This is a genomic window from Acinetobacter sp. COS3 (genome assembly GCF_000475335.1).
Classification (GTDB): Bacteria; Pseudomonadota; Gammaproteobacteria; order Pseudomonadales; family Moraxellaceae; genus Acinetobacter; species Acinetobacter venetianus.
Window position 1 is genome coordinate 81,709 of record NZ_AXCD01000034.1, and the last position, 19,358, is coordinate 101,066.

Here is a 19,358-nt window from a genome sequence, read left to right on the forward strand (position 1 = left end):
ACAGGTATAGAAACAAGCCTTTGCCACTCACCCCCAAAATCCTTATACTTAACCACAATTTTTGTTTGATTCCAGTGGATGCACCATGAGTCGTGCTATATCGCATATTGATACATTTCAGGGCTTAATTCTTGCCCTACAAAACTATTGGGCGGAGCAAGGCTGCGTCGTATTACAACCATATGATATGGAAATGGGCGCAGGGACATTCCACACTGCAACCTTCTTACGTGCATTAGGGCCAGAAACTTGGAACGCGGCTTATGTTCAACCTTCACGCCGTCCAAAAGATGGTCGTTATGGTGAGAACCCAAACCGTTTACAACACTATTATCAGTTCCAAGTGGTACTCAAGCCAAACCCAGACAATATCCAACAGCTTTATCTTGATTCGTTAAAAGCGATCGGCATCGATACCCTAACGCACGATATTCGTTTCGTAGAAGACAACTGGGAATCTCCAACACTGGGCGCTTGGGGCTTAGGTTGGGAAGTTTGGTTAAATGGTATGGAAGTGACTCAGTTCACTTACTTCCAGCAAGTCGGTGGTGTTGAGTGCTATCCTGTGACTGGTGAAATCACTTACGGTTTAGAACGTCTTGCGATGTACCTGCAAGGTGTAGACTCAGTTTACGATCTTGTTTGGACCAAAGGTCAATTCGGTACAGTCACTTACGGTGATGTATTCCATCAAAACGAAGTTGAGCAATCGACTTATAATTTCGAATATGCACCAGTTGATAAAATGTTTGAATTATTCGATTTCTATGAAGCTGAAGCATCTCGTTTAATCGAAGCTGAACTACCACTTCCTGCTTACGAACAAGTGATCAAAGCATCACATTGTTTTAACTTGTTGGATGCGCGTGGTGCGATTTCAGTGACTGAACGTCAACGTTACATTTTACGTGTTCGTACCTTAGCGCGTTCAATTGCACAAAGTTATGTGGCTGCGCGTGCGAAACTCGGTTTCCCAATGGCAGAACCACATCTACGTGATGAAGTATTAGCACAGTTAAAAGCACAAGTTGAAGCAGAAGCAGCCCAAGCTGAAAAAGCGAAGGAGAATAAATAATGACAAAGCATACTGTTTTATTCGAACTTGGCTGTGAAGAACTTCCACCAAAAAGCTTAAAAACTTTGCGTGATGCTTTAAAAGCTGAAACAGAAAAAGGCTTAAAAGATGCAGGCTTAAACTTCACTGTAATCGAAGCCTATGCTGCACCACGTCGTTTAGCATTAAAAATTGTTGATATCGATGCGGCTCAAGCAGACACACAAAAACGTTTTGATGGCCCTGCTGTTCAAGCCGCTTATGATGCTGAAGGCAAACCAACTAAAGCACTTGAAGGCTTTATGCGTGGTCAAGGTATTACAGTTGATCAGCTTTCTACTTTCCAAGCAGGTAAAGTTGAAAAAGTTTGCTTCTTGAAAGATGTCAAAGGTCAAAGCCTTGATGCTTTACTGCCGCAAATTTTACAAGCAGCATTGGATAATTTACCAATTGCTAAGCGTATGCGTTCAGCGGCAAGCCGTACTGAATTCGTTCGTCCAGTAAAATGGGTGGTATTGCTTAAAGATGATCAAGTGATTGAAGCAAGCATTCAAGATCACAAAACAGGTAATGTGACTTATGGTCATCGTTTCCATGCGCCTGAAGCTGTTGTTTTGGCACATGCAAACGACTACTTAACAACATTAGAAAATGCGCATGTTGTTGCTGATTTTGAAAAGCGCCAAGCGACGATTCAAGCACAAGTCAAAACTTTGGCAGATGAAGTCAATGCCACTGCGATTGTACCAGCAGACTTACTTGATGAAGTGACTAGCTTGGTTGAATGGCCTGTTGCCTTACGTGCGACTTTTGAAGAGCGCTATTTAGCAGTTCCTCAGGAAGCCTTGATTACCACCATGCAGGATAACCAGAAGTATTTCTGCTTAATCAATGCTGAAGGTAAATTACAGCCTTACTTCATTACCGTTTCAAATATTGAGTCTAAAGATCCGACTCAAATTATTGAAGGAAATGAGAAAGTTGTTCGCCCTCGTTTGTCTGATGCAGAATTCTTCTTCTTACAAGACCAAAAGCAACCGCTTGCGTCTCGTAAAGAAAAACTCGCGAATATGGTATTCCAAGCACAATTGGGTACGCTTTGGAATAAATCAGAACGTATTGCTAAATTAGCAATTGCACTATCTCCAATTACAGGTGCAAATGCAGCAGATGCGGAAAAAGCAGCGTTACTTGCTAAATGCGATTTGACCTCTGAACTTGTGGGTGAATTCCCTGAACTTCAAGGGATTGCAGGTACTTACTATGCACGCCTTGAAGGTGAGAATCATGAAGTTGCTGAAGCTTTAGGTGAGCAATACTTACCTAAGTTTGCGGGTGATGTATTACCACAAACCAAGACAGGTACAACCATTGCACTTGCAGATCGTTTAGATACGCTTGTTGGTATTTTTGGTATTGGTCAAGCGCCAACAGGTTCTAAAGACCCGTTTGCATTACGTCGTTCTGCGATTGGTATCTTACGTTTAATCATCGAAAATGAACTCGATGTGACGATTGAAGAACTGGTTAACTTTGCGCTTCAAGGTTATGGTGACGTGGTTAAAGATCATGACAAGACGCGTGCGGATGCCGTTGCGTTCCTTGAAGGTCGTTACCGTGCTAAATATGAAGATCAAGGCGTTGCGGTTGATGTGATTCAAGCGGTACAAGCACTTGCACCAAAATCTCCACTTGATTTTGATAAGCGTGTGAATGCAGTGAATCATTTCAGTACATTGCCAGAAGCGGCTGCATTGGCTGCGGCTAATAAGCGTGTTGCCAATATTCTTGCTAAAGAAGCGACACCTGAAGGTGCTGTGGTTGAAGCGAATCTAGTTGAAGCTGCTGAAAAAGCACTTTATGCAGAGTTATCAGCTTTAACACCAGTGGTTCAGCCTTTACTTGCTGCACGTAACTATACAGAAGCGTTGTCTAAACTTGCTGCACTTCGTGTGCCAATTGATGCTTTCTTCGAAGGCGTAATGGTTATGGCGGACGACGCTGAATTAAAAGCCAACCGTTTACGTTTATTGGCTCAGTTGCGTGATTTGTTTACAGCGATTGCAGATGTAAGTGTATTACAAGGTTAAGTATTTATAATTCTTGATCTTTTAAATAAACCCCGCTATAAAATTAGTGGGGTTTATTTAGTTAGGTGGTTATTAAAGATGCAAACAAAAATTTGCGCTATGATGTTCTCACTCATAATCTATCCTACCACCTGTTTAGCTCTATCAAAGCAATTACATACTCTTGCTGCAGTAAATCACCCCAATGGTTACGATGCTCCCGAAGGAAGCATTGCTATACTCAAACGGAAAAAGAATATCTGTACAATATCGATCACACTTTATGGTGAGACTGGAAAAATTATTTACCTTTGGCATTTTAATGCATCAGGACTAAAACAAGCTCAGCGGACAGAATATAATTACACTGATGGTGGCTTAACCATGCTCCCCGAGAATCAAGGCCAGTTTTTAGAATATGTCCGTTCAAATCAAAAATTAAATCCTCATGCACAAGAAGTCCAATCTGAATTTAAAAAAGTCCGAGGATTCTTTCCAAATCAATTAGTAAACTGTATATAAATTAAAAATTAGATGAAAGAGGCCTTCGCTTTATTAAATATTGGACATCTAAATCGAAAAACTACTCCCGTATTGATACAATTTTTATGATTAACTCCAAACTAGTAATTGTGCTCTTATCATATAGATAGTCTCTTTTTAATTAACGTTACGAGCATTATCAATTTCACATCACCTACATTCTTTTCTTGAACTTGGCGATAAGCTATAAAACTTGAATTGCAAACAGCATCGCCAAAAGGATAAAAGATGATGAAAAAAGTACCTGCACTGTGTTTAACGACTGCACTGATCGCATCGTCTTCTCTCTGGGCAGTTGAAACAAATACAACTACGGCAAATGCAAATACTACAACGGCTGAAAAAACACTTCCTTATGGTGACAACCCTAGTCTCGGTCGAGTATTGCTGTATAAAACAGGCAAAGGACTACAAAACTTAGGTGGCTCAATTCAAGGTGCATCTGAAAACACATCACAAAAGATCAGTGAAAAGTGGACAGATACCAAAAAATATACCGAAGAACAATCTGAAGTTGTTCAAACTCAAGCAGAGAAAGCCAAACAATTTACTGCTAAAAAATGGCAAGACACCAAAGATGCAGTTGTGGGTACAAATGATGGAAATGTGCCCATTGAACGAGCTGAACTGAGCCAGCCATCATCGAACTAAATAAAAAAACCTCTAATCAAAAGTTAGAGGTTTTTTTATTAATGATAGAGATTTAAGCTGTTTCAGTTTCGAGCTTAACCTGACGATCAATCAGATATTCATTTAAATTAAAACGGCTGAGTTGCTGACGCATCTTAAATGTTGTCCACGGCCATACCGTACTATTACGTCCGTTCCGATCAATAAAATAACTATGACAACCCCCTTTGTTCCAAACCGTTGTTTGTAAAGCCTCTTGTACACGTTGATTAAACTCAGCCATACGCACAGGATCGGGTTCTATGGTTTTGATATTTTTCTGAATCGCTTGTTTTAACGCATCCATAATATAAGTGAGCTGCGCTTCAATGATGATAAAAGCAGAAGAGCTCACCGCAATATTCGGTCCAAACATCAAAAAGCCATTCGGGCAGTCTACCACCATCGTTCCCATATAGCCTTCTGGACTACCCTGCCACACATCTGACATACTTTGTCCATAACGATTATAGACACGCTGCGCAATTGGCGGTTCAGCCACTTCAAAACCCGTCCCAAGAATAATGACATCAGCCTCAAAGCTTGAACCATCACTTGCAATCAGCTGCTTGCCTTTGACTTCGCTCAACGCCCCTGCAACAACATTGACATTTTCTTGAGCTAGGGCTGGATACCATTCATTAGATTGCAGAATGCGTTTACAGCCGATCACATAATTTGGCGTCACTTTAGTGCGTAACTCAGAATCTTTGATGCCCTGTTTAATATGAAATTCCGCAATACGCTGTACTTGTCGCATCGCAGCATTACTTTGTAAACCACCATTTAAGGTTTCAAAGATGCCATAAACTGAACCGCGCATCACCGACTGAGTTACAGGGATATATTTAAATAAGGTTTGAACAGCACTTGGCAGTGGCATATCAGACTTCGGCAATACCCAATGCGGTGTACGTTGGAATACCGTCAACTCTTTTACCAAAGGCTGAATCTGCGGTACAAACTGAATTGCCGAAGCACCAGTCCCAATCACCGCAACTCGCTTTCCAGTCAAATCAATATCATGTCGCCAACGTGATGAATGGAAAACCTCACCTTTAAAATTTTTCAGTCCTTTAACATTGGGAATGACAGGTTCATGCATTGGCCCACATGCCATAATTGCAAATTGTGAATGAAATTCACCTTGATTGGTTTTAATCACCCAGCATTGTTTTGCATCAGACCAACTTGCTGATAGCGCTTCATGTTGGAAATGTACATGCGGTAAAACTTGGTATTTCTGCGCCGTATTTTGCAGATATTGTTTGATTTCTACTTGCCCTGCAAAGACACGACTCCATGTTGGATTCGGTTCAAAAGAATATGAATACAATGCCGATGGCACATCACAAGCGCAGCCCGGATAGGTATTTTCACGCCAAACACCGCCGAGTTCATCGGCTTTTTCTAATAAGATAAAATCATGAATATCTGATTCTTTTAGCTTGATTGCAGCCCCTAATCCTGCAAAACCACCGCCAATCACAATGACACGATGAAATGGAATCGTCTTCGATTTTGTATTCATGATCTATTATTTTCCTTACACAAAGCCGAAAACAACATCGCATAAACCCATGAATGGGTCATTATCAGGACTGACCTTTTCGGCGGTCATTTCTGATACAAATTGCAAATGAACTTTGTCTGTTAAAAGAATCTGGTATAAATTTACACTGTAATTTCAAAAACTTCATTGAACTTAACTTTCTTTATCGACACACTTTAAAAAATTGATATGTATAGAACTGGAATTTCACACATGAAGCTAACACCCTTAAAAACACTTTTATTTTCAATCACAGCAAGCCTTGGTTTTACTGCCTGTTCTATCTCTCCAACTCAAACAACGACATCTTCACAAGCCTTAGAACAAGTTAAAAATATTGAAGCCACACCATCAACTGAAAACAATGTCGCAAAACTCATCATGCAACCTCAAAACTGTCTGATCGAATTTAAAGGTTATTTTGATGGTGGAGAAGCCGTTGAACATTGGACATTCAATCAGCAGGGTTTAATTTCTGCGAACTCAACAACGATTCAATATGCTGAACAGGCCCAACCAGCAGCTCAGACTGCCACTGCATTTGATACACAAGATCCAGCAACTCAAGCAAACTTCAAAAAACTACAAAGCAATTTTAGTGCTGACAATTTAGCGAAGTGCCACTAATTACTGATAAAAAAACTCGCTGCATATTTGGTGGTATGCAGCGAGCTATGGCTTTTCAAACTTACTTTAGATCAATTTAAACTATAAAAAATTAACCTTAGTTTAATGTTAGCCCATTGGTCGCGGCTAACACATCAATACGAGGGAAAATCAAACCAGTACGCGTATCCGTGATTGGTTTCCCTGTTGCTTTCAAACGATTTACAGTTTGATCAATTGTCTCAGCTGGACTGACATTATTGGCACGTAACAATGCAATTGCACCTGCCACATGCGGGGTCGCTTGCGATGTTCCCCCCATGGTATAACCACCCGCTGTAATCATTGCACCCGGCGCAAGTAACGTTACCAGTGAGCCACCATTACTGAAGCAGGCAACTTTATCTGCTGCGGTCGTAGGATCTGAACATTTCACGGGATTACCCCAAGAAACGCCTCCAATATTCGTATCATACACAGCACCTACTCTCACAGCACCAGCAACACATGCAGGGGATGAGATACCATCAGAAAAGGCATCATTACCAGTAGCAACAACTGGAACAACGCCTGCCGCACGAGCATTTGCAAAAGCAGTTTTATAACTGCTATTACTACACTCAGATGTATACTTCACTCCAGGGACGCCTAAACTCATATTGACAGCTTTGATGTTATAAGCTTGCGCATTATTCACCGTCCAATTGATACCTGCTAAAATATCACTATCATTTGCTGAGCTTACCCATTGTCCGCGATATCTAACTTTACTAAAAACATCAATTCCAATAATTTTAGTTTTAGGCGCTACTTTGGAAATAATGCCTGAGACATTACTGCCGTGCCCATCATCATCTAGATTATTGTCATCAGCCGCAGCATCAAACGAATAGACAACACGGCAAGTCGATGATGGTGTATTCAGCGCAGTACAGCCAAAGTCAGAATGTGTGTAGTTCACACCTGTATCAATCACAGCAACACTTGTGCCTTCTCCAGTAAAGCCGTTGCTTGCTGTTTGAGGTTGATTGATTAAAGGTAAACTTTCCATCGTCGTCGTATAGTTCTTACGGTTAGGATAGACACCTTTCACCGAAGGATCATTCAACACTTTCGCTAAGGTTTCACGGTTTTGAATTCGGTATAAGCCTAATGGCAATCCATTAAATTCTCGTAAGGTTTGAAAGCCCGCCTCTTTTGTAAATTTATTTTTAAATCGCGCTTTGCCATCAGCAATATAATTTCGCTTTTCTAAGCCTAATGGCATGTTGGCAACATTCATATCGTACTCAATCAGTAAATCATTTGAATCATTACTGACCAAAGCATCGAGATTAATTTTGCCTTGTGCAACCTTGCTCACTGCAGCGGAGCTAAGTTGCTGTTTTAATTGCGTTGAGGTTAATGAAGCTGCTGAAGTTGTTGCACTGTAACAAGCGCATAAACCCACCAATAATAATGTTTTATTGTTCACTTTTGGTCTCCATCGTTCTTTTATAAAGAACTTTTGAATCGCTAGCTTTCTTGGGTAAAGAACACTAGATTATTTAAAGTTTTTTAATTTCATTTGCTGGATCTTTTTCTGGATCGATTGGTTGAATCGAGGGATCACTTTTTGTGTCGTAAAATATCACCTCCTCTTGAGCGGCTGCATGTTTACGAGACAAACTAGATACCGTGTTTTTATTGGTTTCCTCCTGTTTAGTTAGACGGGTTGCAATAGGTGCAGAGTTTTCACCCTTCATCTGATAGACAGCCACATCATCAACTGACGTTAACGGGTCTTTTGGTTTGAAATACAAGACCATCACACCCAACCCAATCAGTAAAAGTAGAAATGCCGCAATCATTTTCATTTAATTTCTCCTGCGCTTTATTTACTGACTTTGCTTCGGTTTTTAATTATTTTTCTTAAAAACCAATCTGTATTTAATTTTAAAATTCACATTAAATTTCACATTTATAGTTAAATCATCACTCCTTATTTAGTTATTCGAATCAAATATTCATTTGAATTTTTATACTGCATTAGGCTTTTCTTAGGGAGATGCAGCCAAAAGTAAAAATTTCTTTGCAAAAAAGTATAACGCATATAAAAAGTGCAATAAATATTCAATATATTTATACCAAGCAATAAAAATGCCAGTTTATTTTTTGTTTTTGTGGCAACTAAAATCTACTTATTTATTCAATAGTTGTACTTTTATGATCAATCACCTAATTTTATATGAAAAGAAAAAAAATGGTGTGGAGCAGATTCAAAAACAATCCAATTTATTCAAAATAAAAATATATTTTTCACGTACTTAATGATGCAAGCGATCTCCACAATTTTCCCTAGAGTGTTTTTAAGCTGTAATCTGGTTGTAAAGTTTTGCTGAAATCCCTACTTTTCCAAATTTTGCTCGTTATGATGCAGTTGCGTTCATGAAGTGCCACAACATGGTACATCTCTAAAGGAAATCGCATGAAGAAAATGATCAAAACAGCTATCGTGACAACAAGTATTCTCGCTTCTGCTTCTATTTTTGCACAAAACGTTGGAATGAATGCCAATGGCTCAGCTCAAGTTAATGTTCAATCTGGAGGCTTAATCCAAGGCGTAACTGGTGCAGTGAAAAATACCGCTCAAGGCGTAGGTCATGCCGCTCAACATGTTGGTCATGCTGCTGTAAATACTGGAGTGCAAGCCTCTAAGACAACGATTGGAACAGCAACCAATATAGGGTCTAAAGTGATCCATACTACAGGCACTGCGGTCAAAAATACCAAAGACTATACTGTTGAAAAAGCCGTTGATGGCAAAGCGTTTGCTGCTGAAAAAACAGCAAATGTCAAAAAAAGTATTGAAGATAAACAAACTAACGCGAAGGCTGTGAACTTAGAAGCCCAAAGCAATGCCAAAGCGCAACTCAACAATAAAACTGCCGCAATCAATGCCAAAACAGGCCTACAAGCAGACAAGAAAAATCTGCAAACAGGTGCAAATGTCGGTGTTAAAGTGCTCGGCGTAAATACAAATGTGAATACCAATGCTAAAGTTGGTGTGAAATAACCCCTTATTATGTTGTAAAAAAAATCCCCTTGTTTGATCAAGGGGATTTTCTATTTTTAGCAAAGCTGTAATTTACTTTGCTCTTCTGCGCCACTCTCTACAAAGTGACTAAAACCCTGTTCATCACAGCTTAAGGTCAGTTGCTTATAGCTCATGCTACAAAAACCTTCATATTGCTTAAATACCAATGGTGACTGATCCAAAGGAAGTGCCTCATGCTCAGGGATCAATTTATGAATCCCGCGATCATTCATAGTCAATAAATAGTTTTCTCCATTCAACTCAAGTTTCACCAAACTATTGGCGTGAACGGTTAAAGGAACTAAATACTGTGAATTCACTGCAATGATGTCCGCCGCATAGCATTCAAGCTTTAAACTCACCAAGTTAAACACAAGGAATGTCTGCTCCGCCGTTTTGACATTCGGAGATTGTACCGTTGCTTGTTGCGTCTGATGAAGTTGAATGCCCAGTTTATGCAAATTCTGAACTGTGCCCTGCTTTAAGTTAAACAGTTGTTGCACCAGTTTTTGTTTTAAAACAGCATCAAAATAACGCTCATCTAGCGCTAAATCTTGATTTTCCAATATCTTCAATAATGCCTGCGGATGTCGCGGCAATAAAGCATCAAGTACATGACGATAATAGAATTTGCTTTGTTTTTTCACTTCTCGGACACGCTTATAGAAATAAGTAATGTCAAAAGGCTTCTCAACAAAATCATTGAGCAACTGTGAACTTGCCAATACAGCTAATGCTTCATGTCCCGTAAAAGGCAAATGAATCACATGCATCTTTGGTAGTAAAGGTTTTATTTTTAAGAAATGCTCTTTATCTTCAGCAAAATAAGGATCGTAAACAATCAAATATTCACGATTCGAATCCACTTCGTCCGCCTGAATTTGCATGTCCTGATGGATAGATGGATCAAAAAATTCTGCATAACGGCGATCTTGCACAACATCTGGATCAATTGAGTATTGTGGAACAAAAGCCACGATTTTCTGCATATTCAAAAGTTTTGAATACTTAATCGCCGCATAGCCGCCCATTGAGCCGCCATAACCCACAATTCCTTTAAATTGTTGCAAGATCGGCTGCACATATTGCTGCATTTGCAACATGCTACTTTTAGGAAACCATGATTTGAGTTTCGGCATGATACCGATAACATTGTACTGATATTTTATTAATGATTTTTCAGCATTAATCGACATGCCTTTCGCTCGACTAATCAAATCGCCGAACGAAATCACCAAAGTGTCACTTGAACCTTTTAAAAAAATAACGCGAATGTGTTCATCTTCAAATAATATTTGCTTATCCATGCTCACACTAAAAATTGATTTTAGATCTGTAGCAAAAAGGCATCAAATGATGACTTTGCCAAACCCTAATTGCGGAGTATCTTATTTTATAGAGATAAGACAGATTAAAAAGCGCAAAAAATGACACAATCCCTGCATCCAGCAGCTCAAAAAGGCTTTAGTTTAGGTGCTGAACTGTACCAACAAGTTCGCCCCAGTTACCCACAAGAAATCGCCTTTTGGCTGCAAGATCGACTCAAAATAGATGAAACTTCCACTGTTGTTGATCTCGGTTCTGGGACTGGCAAATTCTTACCTTACCTCAATCAAACGCAAGCAAATGTCATCGCAGTTGAACCTGTTGCTGCAATGTTGCAACAACTTCAACAAGCACATCCGCTGGTGGAATCTGTACAAGCATTTAGCCACCAACTTCCATTTTCATCCGCTTCAATCGATGCCGTGATTTGTGCTCAGTCATTTCATTGGTTTGCTAATATAGAAACCTTAACCGAGATACATCGCGTCTTAAAGCCTGCGGGGCAACTGGGTCTAGTTTGGAATCAGCGCGATACCAATGTTAATTGGGTAAAAGCCTTAGCTGATGAAATTGCACCCTTGGAAGGCGATACCCCTCGGTATCACAGTGAGCAATGGAAAAAAGTATTCGAGCAGCAAACGCTGTTCAAACTGATTGAGTTAAATACTTTCCAACTTTTGCATCATGGTACAGTAGAGCAAGTAGTCAGCAATCGGTTGCTTTCAACTAGCTTCATTGCAGCAATGCCTGAAATAGAACAGCAACGCTTAAAATCAAAGTTTGAACAAATTGTATTTGATTTTACAGGCTTAACTGCGCAAGATCAGATTGATTTCCCATATACCACTTATGCTTATCAATTTCAGAAAGCTTAAATAAACTAAATTACCAATCGAGTTGTTCTATGCCTCATTTAAAAACGACATTTGCACTAACTTGTATGCTCAGCTCAGTACTACTACTCAGTGCGTGTAATAAAGACCCTGAACCTACCGTAAATAAAGATAATCAAACAAACTCAGTGAATGATGCAATTGGGCAATTAAATCAAACCCCGATCAAACAATTCCCTGCTACAGCTGATGATGCACATGATATTGCGATCCTTGATGATTATGATCGTCGCTTTACAGACATGAGCGATAGTATGGAAATCGAATTGGCTAAAATGAAAGAGGCCAATACCTTAACACCTGAGTTCGAACAGCAACGTCAAAAAGACAATATCAACTCAGCACTGGTGATGCTCAAAGATTTAGAATTAAAGACAGAACAAGGTCGTTATATCCAAGGTCTGCTCTATGATTATTGGGAAAACCAGGCCAAAGTTTTACAGCAAGCAACGCTATCATCGTCCACACAAAATGTAGATACAGCCAAGCAAGTCGATCATTTAAATGAATACCTGCATGCTCAAAGCCAATTACATCATTGGAGAAGTTCACTCGCACCTGAAGCCAAAATGCAAGCTGAATAAAACCCAATAAAAAAGAGGGCATCTGCCCTCTTTTTTATTTTATATATTTTAAATTTTCTGCTTTTCAATCCATTGAATCGAATTCACACGGAATAACTCACAAGCACCATCACCTGTGTCGGTCGGCGATAAAGAGGATTTCCAAACTAAATCTTTATCTCGAACCTCAACCAATTCACCTTTTAATTGTACCAAATCACCACGTTTAACTTGCTTAATCTGCTGTGCGATCTCGGGATTGGCAGGAATGATGTGCATATTCGAAACCATTTGCATCGCGATATCTGTTGGAACTGGCACCTTATCCATTTTCCAATTTAGATAACGATCATATTGATTCACTGAAATGGTACGAGCAATTTCAGGATTGGCAAATAATCCCCAACTCACCGCATAATCTATCGGAGAAAATTTCGCTTGTTCGTCATCCTGATACACTTTTGAACCTAAAATCCGAAAATTGCCATAAAACGGTTGTAATACAGAGATAGACTGATCTTTGGCAACAGGTAGCAATCCATTTGCAATGTTGTATTCAATATCGCTTTTAGATGCATGTGCCTGTCCAATTACAGCAACCATGCATAAACTCATCCATAGACGTTTTTTCATGGCTTATACTTCCTCAAAAATGTTGCTGAGTGCAAATAAATTAATCATCAATTTCATAGTATGCTTAGATGGTGAAAAAAAGTGCTTTTTTTAGTAACAATCAAAATCACTTTAGTCATATTTTTGTGCTTCTATTTTGCTAACTTATTTTTTAAAAATCTAAAAAATGGATTTCCATGATTTATCAATTTTATCAGCGTCGAGTCTTCCCTCATCTTCTGAACCAAGTCATGCAAACTGCGAGTTTGATGGACAAGCGTCGTGAATTATTACTCCCGATTGAAGGCGAAGTACTAGAAATAGGATTTGGAACAGGTCTGAATATTCCTTTTTATGGCAACGTCGATACACTCTATGCACTTGAGCCAAACCCTGATATTTATCACCTTGCAGTTGAACGTGTGCAACATGCACCGTTCAATGTAAAACATGTGCAATCTAGTGCTGAGAAGCTTCCATTTGCCGATGCATCTTTAGATCACATCGTATCAACATGGACCTTGTGTAGTATTCCTCAACTTGATCAAGCCTTAGCTGAAATCTACCGTGTGCTTAAACCCACAGGCACATTTCATCTGGTTGAGCACGTCAAACACCCCGACTCAGTCAAGATTCAGTCCTTGCAGACACTACTTACGCCGATTCAAAAACGGATTGGTGACGGTTGCCATCTGAATCGAGATATTGAGCGAAGTTTGGCTCAAGCCAAATTTAAATTTATCGAAAAACAATACTTTGATGCTGAAGGCATTCCTGTGATTGCACAAAAAATGTTATTGGCGCGCGTACAAAAAATTGATTTGGATCAGCTTTCTTAATCTTGAAAATCAATACGCAAGGTTTCGAATCGAATTCGCCCTTCACGCACCGCTTGAGCAATCGCTTGCTGTCCTTTGCTCAAGCGCGCCCCACCACTTTTAATATCTAACAAAATGACTTCAATATCTTCCGCTTCGCCATCTCCATCACGGAAATCGGTATAGCCATCAAAGATCACATAATCAACTGGATCACCTAAGAATTTGGCGTCACTGGGTAAATACTGAAACTCAGGCAAGATCGGTGCAAATTGCTCAGCCATTTTTCCTTTGAGTACTGCTCGACTGGTATTCACACTACGTTTTTGCGCATCTAATAATGCTTGCTTATGTTCTAACTCTAACTCAGCAATATATTTTTCGTATTCTGCTTGGATACGTCCATTTCGGGTATTGGATAAAATAATGGTCGTGATTACCACTCCAATACACGCCCCAATCAGCATAGCCAGCCAAACCGACATAAAAAACTTCCTTTACTGCAACCTCGCTATTTAACTGCAACATTAAACTTTTGTCATGTGTAACACACTCGCGTAAAAAAGATGCTAAGGTATAGTGGAATACGAAACATTTGTTAAAAAATCTAAGTTCATGAAGACAATATTAATTGCGAATCAAAAAGGTGGTTGTGGCAAAACCATGACAGCGATTACCCTCGCTACAGCATTATCACAAAAGGGTTATAAAGTTGCGTTAGCCGACGCCGACAATCAAAAATCATCATTACAATGGTTAAAACAACGACCAAATACAGTCGCTCAAATTCAAAGCCTTGATTGGCGTCATGAAAAATCTATCGGTGAAGCCCCAAAACACTTAGATTATTTAATTATTGATGCGCCAGGTGCATTGTCTGGTGAACATGCTGAACAGTTGATCAGTGAATCGCATGCCATCGTGACACCGTTGCAACCGTCTTTCTTTGACATTGATAGTACCCGTCGTTTCTTAAAACACTTACAAGACATCAAACGTATCCGTAAAGGTAAAGTTCAAATTTTATTGATTGCAAATCGTGTGAAACCGAATAGTGCAAGTTCTAAAGACATTCAGGACTTTTTTACCAAAATCGAGCAAGAACCTGTTGCATGGATTTCAGAACGTAGCGCATACGGAACTTTAGCGATGCAAGGCTTGAGTATCTTTGATAAAACACAGAAAAACTTTGTGACGATTCAGAGCCAATGGCAACCTGTTTTAAACCAATTGGTTGATGACCCAAGCGAGTGGTTTTAAGCTTTGCAACGAAAGGTAATCTTTTGATATTAAATCTTAAAATCAAGAAATGAAAATTTCACTATACGGCTTTTTCAGTTAATATGGATTGATTCAATTTCTAGCACTGAGAAAATCATGGTGCAACAATACGCTTCCACATTACAACGCGTTTTGCTGTTTGGGCTGTTCTTTGTCTTAATGTTTTTGGGATTTAGTATTCTTAAATACTTTATTGTCCCTGTGCTTTGGGCAGCAATTATTGCCTATATGACTTGGCCTGTATATCTATGGGTACAACGTCGTTTTTTTGGTGAAAACCGACCTACTCTCAATGCTACGATTATGATCACCTTGGTCATACTCGTGATTGGAATTCCTTTTATTTTTGCAATTTTCATGCTGCAATTAGAAGGTCGTAATTTATATTTTAATTTACAAAAACAGCTTTTTTCAGGACATGTTCAAGTCCCCGATTTTATTAAGAACCTTCCTATTATTGGCAAGGACATTAGTCGTACCATTAGTGAATTAAGCAGCGATCCGAATAGTATTACCAAGAATGTTGCTGAATGGATTCAAAGCCATCTCAGCTATGGTCGATTTGTCCTCAGTGAAATCAGCCGCAATTTGGTTAAATTGACCTTTGCCATCATGACGCTATTTTTCTTCTATCGTGATGGGCAAATGATTTTGTCTCAGGTCAGCCGTGCCTTAGAAATGGTAATTGGGCCGCGTGTCCATCATTATTTAGATACCATTTCTGAAACCACTCGTGCTGTAGTCTATGGTGTGGGTCTAACCGCTGTTGCACAAGCACTCCTTGCAGGTCTAAGTTATTTTGTAGCTGGTGTACCCAACCCAATGCTACTGACCTTCGTCACCTTTATCTTAGCTTTGATTCCTTTTGGTACACCGATCTCTTATCTCGGCGTTGGACTTTGGTTATTCTCACAAGGTCAAACCGTTGAGGCAATTGGTGTCGTGACTTGGGGTATCTTAATCGTCAGTAGTGCGGATAATGTCATCCGTCCACTGGTGATCTCAGGGGCAACTAAAATTCCATTCCTACTCATCATGTTTGGTGTATTAGGCGGTATTGCTAGTTTTGGCTTGGTTGGTTTATTTATCGGCCCTGTTATTTTGGCAATCTTACTGGCGATCTGGCGTGAATGGTTACATGAAAATGTACAAGAACCTATCGCTGCCATTGAAGCACCCCCAGAATCGAAATAGGGTTTTCTTTAGACCATTAATCATTTGATAACGAATCTCACTTGCGAGTTGTTCAATACTTTGTTTGAATCAAGATGATAAAGACAATAGACAAGGACAACTCGCGATGTTTTCAACATTACCTAAACTTTCTTTTTTGACCGCATTGATCTTAAGCTTAACTGCCTGCTCATCAGCACTTATCGATAACAACGCCACGGCAAAAATTCAGAAACAAAGCACAACCAATGATCAAAAGCATTTGATCCCTGTGCATCTTGTCAGTGCGGATGGTGTAGGTGCATCAATTGGTACAATCTCTTTTCAAGAAACCCCTAAAGGCCTGCTCATCACGCCTGCTTTATGGAAACTTTCACCTGGTGAGCATGGCTTTCATATCCATGAAAATGCATCCTGTGATGCTGCAATCAAAGATGGAAAAATGGGAGCTGCACTGGCTGCAGGCGGTCATTTAAATCCTGAAAATATCGCACATCATGGTACTCCCCAAAACGGTCATTTAGGTGATTTACCCGTATTAGTTGTGAATGAAAAAGGTTTTGCTACAACACCTGTGATTGCGCCACGTTTAAAAATGGCAGATGTCCAAGGACGTGCGATTATGATCCATGCGGGTGGCGATAATTATTCGGATAGTCCACTTCCACTTGGCGGTGGTGGTGCTCGCATCGCATGTGGTGTGATTAAGTAAATCTTTGCTGTGGGTATCTGTGAAGTTATCCACAGCTTAGCTGTTTTGTAGTCACATTTACCCCAAAGGCTCACGATTTTTAAAGAAAATAAAACTGCGCATGAATTTTGCATAAGATTATTATTTGAAAGTTCAATTAATTAATCATGCTAAAACTGAGTGCAAATTGCTTACCCTGTGCGACTTCCTTTTGGGAAGTTTATTCGTATGATCAACTTAAATAAATTAAAGAACAATAATCGTGAAAAACTTCGCCCAGATATTTAATCGTTTTCGCTCTAATTCTATTTTGTTGTATTGCCTACAAATTTTGATCGTACTGTGCGGCACTACATTGGTTCTCCATCACCTAGGACTTGGACAGTTCATTGTTCCAGTGACTTTGGGTGCGATTGCTACGGCACTGACTGACTTTGATGATCGCTTGAGTATTCGTTTGCGGAATCTGCTCTATGTCTGCATTTTATTTTTTAGTGTCAGCACAATTTTAGAGTTTCTCGCACCTTACAAATTTTGGTTCATTGTTTATTTAAGCGTATCAAGCGCAGCACTCATTCTAATGGGCGCTTTAGGTCAACGTTACGCCACCATTTCTTTTGGCACAATTTTACTGTCGATTTACACCATGTTTGGACTGGGTGAATACCCGCATTGGTATCAGCAACCGAGTTATTTTGTGCTTGGTGCACTTTGGTATGGTCTGACTTCGATTGTGTTTTTTATTATTCGCCCCACCCTCCCATTACAAGAAAAGATCTCTGCAATTTTCAAAGATATTTCAGTGCTTTTACATACTAAGGCACGCTTATTTGATCCAGATAATATTGATAATGTTGAAAGCTTACTATTTGAGTTATCACAGAAAAATACCCAAGTCGTGAATAGCTTAAATCAAGCCAAAAACTCGCTTCTTACACGTTTAAAAGCATCTCGCGTCAATAACACCAGTATTTATTGGCTCAACTTATATTATTTTGCCCAAGATATGCATGAGCAGGTCACTTCAAATTATCTGCATTATGAAAAGATTCATCAAAACTTTAGCCGCAGTGATTTGATTTTCCGTATTCAAAAAAATATGCATCTGCAAGCGGTGGCTTGTCGTGATTTAAGCCAAGCTATTTTACATCATCAAGTGTATCAACCGAGTTCGGAGGCGACGGCGGCTTTAAAAAATCTCGAAGATTCCATGCAAGATTGGGTACAACAGCACCCTGATAATATCGAGGTGAAAAATCTGGAACTAATTTTAAATAATTTAAAAAGTGTGCATGAACAATTTGCACAATTACAATTTAGTCAAAACATCGAACATCATGCCGCAGAACAACACCAAGATCATCTCAATTTACTGGATGATGACATTCAAGGTGCACAAGACTTTATTTTAAAAATCAAACAACAGCTTAGTCCACAATCAGCGTTATTTCGTCATGCCGTGCGTCTTGCGGTTGTGTTTGCAATTGGTTACGTGATTTCCTTGTTACCATTTGCGCAAAATGGTTATTGGATTTTGCTCACCAGTTTATTCGTGTGCCAAATTACTTATTTTGCAACCAAAAGTCGTTTAAAACTCCGAACGATTGGAACATTGCTTGGTGTTCTGCTGGGTGTACCGATTCTATATTTTGTACCGAGTGTTGAAGGACAACTCATTATTACCGTGATTTGTGGGGTGTATTTTTTCTATTTAAGACAAAAGAAATATGCACTGGCAACGGTCATGGCCACTTTGATGGTGTTATTGATTTTTAATTTAAAAGGCGCGGGTTTTAGTATTATCGTACCGCGTATTATGGACACACTCATCGGCTGTGCCATCGCTTGGTTAGCCGTTAACTTCATTTGGCCTGACTGGAATTTCCGTAATATTTCCAACAATATTAAAAAGAGTAGCCAAGCCACACTGCAATATTTGCACTTAGTGATCCAGCAATATCATCACGGACGAGAACAGAACTTAGCGTATCGCACCACACGGCGTGCCGCACATAATGCTCAAATTGAATTATCGAATATGATTTCCAGTTTGAGTACTGAACCTCAACCAAACCAAGAACTCATTCAACACGCCTTTCGTTACTTAGTTTATAGTCACAGTCAGCTCAGTTATGTGTCTGCATTAGGACATCAAAGAGAAAAAATCGAAGATCCTAAAGCACTCGAACTATTAGATCGTATAGAGAACTTATTGAATCAAACATTGCTGCAACAAGTACCTATTCCAGAACATTATCTGGACCATTTATTACAAGATATTGAACATTTACATCAACAAAAACAGGTCTCTAGCAAGCATCAACTATTACTAAAACAAATGACCCTATTGCTAGAGACCCTGCCAGAACTCGTAGTTTTAAAAAACAAACTACTCGAGCTGGAAATTAAATAATGCGGCGATCAATAACTTA

19 protein-coding genes are annotated in these 19,358 nt (G+C 39.4%); 13 read left to right on the top strand and 6 right to left on the bottom strand.

Going from position 1 to position 19,358, the window contains the following annotated elements:
* Window positions 1-85 precede the first annotated feature (85 nt).
* The 4 genes from glyQ to IO68_RS28710 all read left to right on the top strand — a co-directional run bounded on the left by glyQ (window position 86) and on the right by IO68_RS28710 (window position 4,317).
* Window positions 86-1,075, top strand: coding sequence for a glycine--tRNA ligase subunit alpha (glyQ, locus tag IO68_RS28695; RefSeq protein WP_004660270.1), 990 nt, complete (start codon window positions 86-88; stop codon window positions 1,073-1,075).
* The gene (gene glyS, locus IO68_RS28700; protein WP_023013793.1) at window positions 1,075-3,144 is read left to right on the top strand and encodes a glycine--tRNA ligase subunit beta; all 2,070 of its coding nucleotides are present in this window, start codon (window positions 1,075-1,077) and stop codon (window positions 3,142-3,144) included. The genes glyQ and glyS overlap by 1 nt, the downstream gene beginning before the upstream one ends.
* Before the next feature lie 78 nt (window positions 3,145-3,222).
* Window positions 3,223-3,645 carry a hypothetical protein gene (locus tag IO68_RS28705; protein ID WP_023013794.1) on the top strand — a complete coding sequence of 141 codons (423 nt, stop codon included), beginning with the start codon at window positions 3,223-3,225 and terminating at the stop codon, window positions 3,643-3,645.
* A 252-nt stretch (window positions 3,646-3,897) separates the two neighbouring features.
* Window positions 3,898-4,317: a hypothetical protein gene (locus tag IO68_RS28710; RefSeq protein WP_031234852.1), complete on the top strand. Its 420-nt coding sequence runs from the start codon at window positions 3,898-3,900 to the stop codon at window positions 4,315-4,317.
* 52 nt (window positions 4,318-4,369) lie between these two features.
* On the opposite strand, the gene IO68_RS28715 is transcribed toward IO68_RS28710, so the two are convergent.
* Window positions 4,370-5,866, bottom strand: a complete 1,497-nt coding sequence (locus IO68_RS28715) for a flavin-containing monooxygenase (protein WP_023013796.1) — start codon at window positions 5,864-5,866, stop codon at window positions 4,370-4,372.
* A gap of 234 nt (window positions 5,867-6,100) precedes the next feature.
* Here IO68_RS28715 and IO68_RS28720 point away from each other — a divergent pair, with 234 nt between their 5' ends.
* Entirely contained in the window at window positions 6,101-6,514 is a 414-nt protein-coding gene (locus IO68_RS28720) for a hypothetical protein (protein ID WP_023013797.1), read from the top strand.
* A gap of 97 nt (window positions 6,515-6,611) precedes the next feature.
* Here IO68_RS28720 and IO68_RS28725 read toward each other — a convergent pair whose 3' ends face one another.
* Together IO68_RS28725 and IO68_RS28730 are read right to left on the bottom strand one after the other, a co-directional pair.
* The gene (locus tag IO68_RS28725) at window positions 6,612-7,967 is read right to left on the bottom strand and encodes a S8 family peptidase (protein WP_023013798.1); all 1,356 of its coding nucleotides are present in this window, start codon (window positions 7,965-7,967) and stop codon (window positions 6,612-6,614) included.
* A 73-nt stretch (window positions 7,968-8,040) separates the two neighbouring features.
* Window positions 8,041-8,349, bottom strand: a complete 309-nt coding sequence (locus IO68_RS28730; RefSeq protein ID WP_019385467.1) for a hypothetical protein — start codon at window positions 8,347-8,349, stop codon at window positions 8,041-8,043.
* A 611-nt stretch (window positions 8,350-8,960) separates the two neighbouring features.
* Here IO68_RS28730 and IO68_RS28735 point away from each other — a divergent pair.
* The gene (locus IO68_RS28735) at window positions 8,961-9,548 is read left to right on the top strand and encodes a hypothetical protein (RefSeq protein WP_023013799.1); all 588 of its coding nucleotides are present in this window, start codon (window positions 8,961-8,963) and stop codon (window positions 9,546-9,548) included.
* 56 nt (window positions 9,549-9,604) lie between these two features.
* Here IO68_RS28735 and IO68_RS28740 read toward each other — a convergent pair whose 3' ends face one another.
* Window positions 9,605-10,876 (bottom strand): hypothetical protein, encoded by a 1,272-nt coding sequence (locus IO68_RS28740; RefSeq protein WP_023013800.1) that lies wholly within the window; start codon window positions 10,874-10,876, stop codon window positions 9,605-9,607.
* Window positions 10,877-10,996: 120 nt separating this feature from the next.
* Here IO68_RS28740 and IO68_RS28745 point away from each other — a divergent pair, with 120 nt between their 5' ends.
* Entirely contained in the window at window positions 10,997-11,770 is a 774-nt protein-coding gene (locus tag IO68_RS28745; protein ID WP_023013801.1) for a class I SAM-dependent methyltransferase, read from the top strand.
* A gap of 29 nt (window positions 11,771-11,799) precedes the next feature.
* Window positions 11,800-12,372 (top strand): hypothetical protein, encoded by a 573-nt coding sequence (locus tag IO68_RS28750; protein ID WP_023013802.1) that lies wholly within the window; start codon window positions 11,800-11,802, stop codon window positions 12,370-12,372.
* Window positions 12,373-12,420: 48 nt separating this feature from the next.
* Here the strand turns inward: IO68_RS28750 and IO68_RS28755 are convergent, their stop codons facing one another.
* Complete coding sequence (locus tag IO68_RS28755; RefSeq protein ID WP_227500164.1) at window positions 12,421-12,966, bottom strand: hypothetical protein; 546 nt, start codon at window positions 12,964-12,966, stop codon at window positions 12,421-12,423.
* A 194-nt stretch (window positions 12,967-13,160) separates the two neighbouring features.
* On the opposite strand from IO68_RS28755, the gene IO68_RS28760 reads away from it, so the two are divergent.
* A complete protein-coding gene (locus IO68_RS28760; RefSeq protein ID WP_019385474.1) occupies window positions 13,161-13,802 on the top strand; it encodes a class I SAM-dependent methyltransferase in 642 nt (213 codons plus the stop codon).
* Here IO68_RS28760 and IO68_RS28765 read toward each other — a convergent pair.
* Window positions 13,799-14,266, bottom strand: a complete 468-nt coding sequence (locus IO68_RS28765; protein ID WP_004877736.1) for a Holliday junction resolvase-like protein — start codon at window positions 14,264-14,266, stop codon at window positions 13,799-13,801. The genes IO68_RS28760 and IO68_RS28765 overlap by 4 nt on opposite strands.
* Before the next feature lie 130 nt (window positions 14,267-14,396).
* Between IO68_RS28765 and IO68_RS28770 the strand changes: the two genes are divergently transcribed.
* The 4 genes from IO68_RS28770 to yccS all read left to right on the top strand — a co-directional run bounded on the left by IO68_RS28770 (window position 14,397) and on the right by yccS (window position 19,339).
* Complete coding sequence (locus IO68_RS28770) at window positions 14,397-15,041, top strand: ParA family protein (RefSeq protein WP_004877738.1); 645 nt, start codon at window positions 14,397-14,399, stop codon at window positions 15,039-15,041.
* A gap of 117 nt (window positions 15,042-15,158) precedes the next feature.
* Complete coding sequence (locus IO68_RS28775; protein WP_004877739.1) at window positions 15,159-16,256, top strand: AI-2E family transporter; 1,098 nt, start codon at window positions 15,159-15,161, stop codon at window positions 16,254-16,256.
* 106 nt (window positions 16,257-16,362) lie between these two features.
* Window positions 16,363-16,947 (top strand): superoxide dismutase family protein, encoded by a 585-nt coding sequence (gene sodC, locus IO68_RS28780; protein WP_023013803.1) that lies wholly within the window; start codon window positions 16,363-16,365, stop codon window positions 16,945-16,947.
* A gap of 241 nt (window positions 16,948-17,188) precedes the next feature.
* A complete protein-coding gene (gene yccS / locus IO68_RS28785) occupies window positions 17,189-19,339 on the top strand; it encodes a YccS family putative transporter (RefSeq protein WP_031234853.1) in 2,151 nt (716 codons plus the stop codon).
* Window positions 19,340-19,358 lie beyond the last annotated feature (19 nt).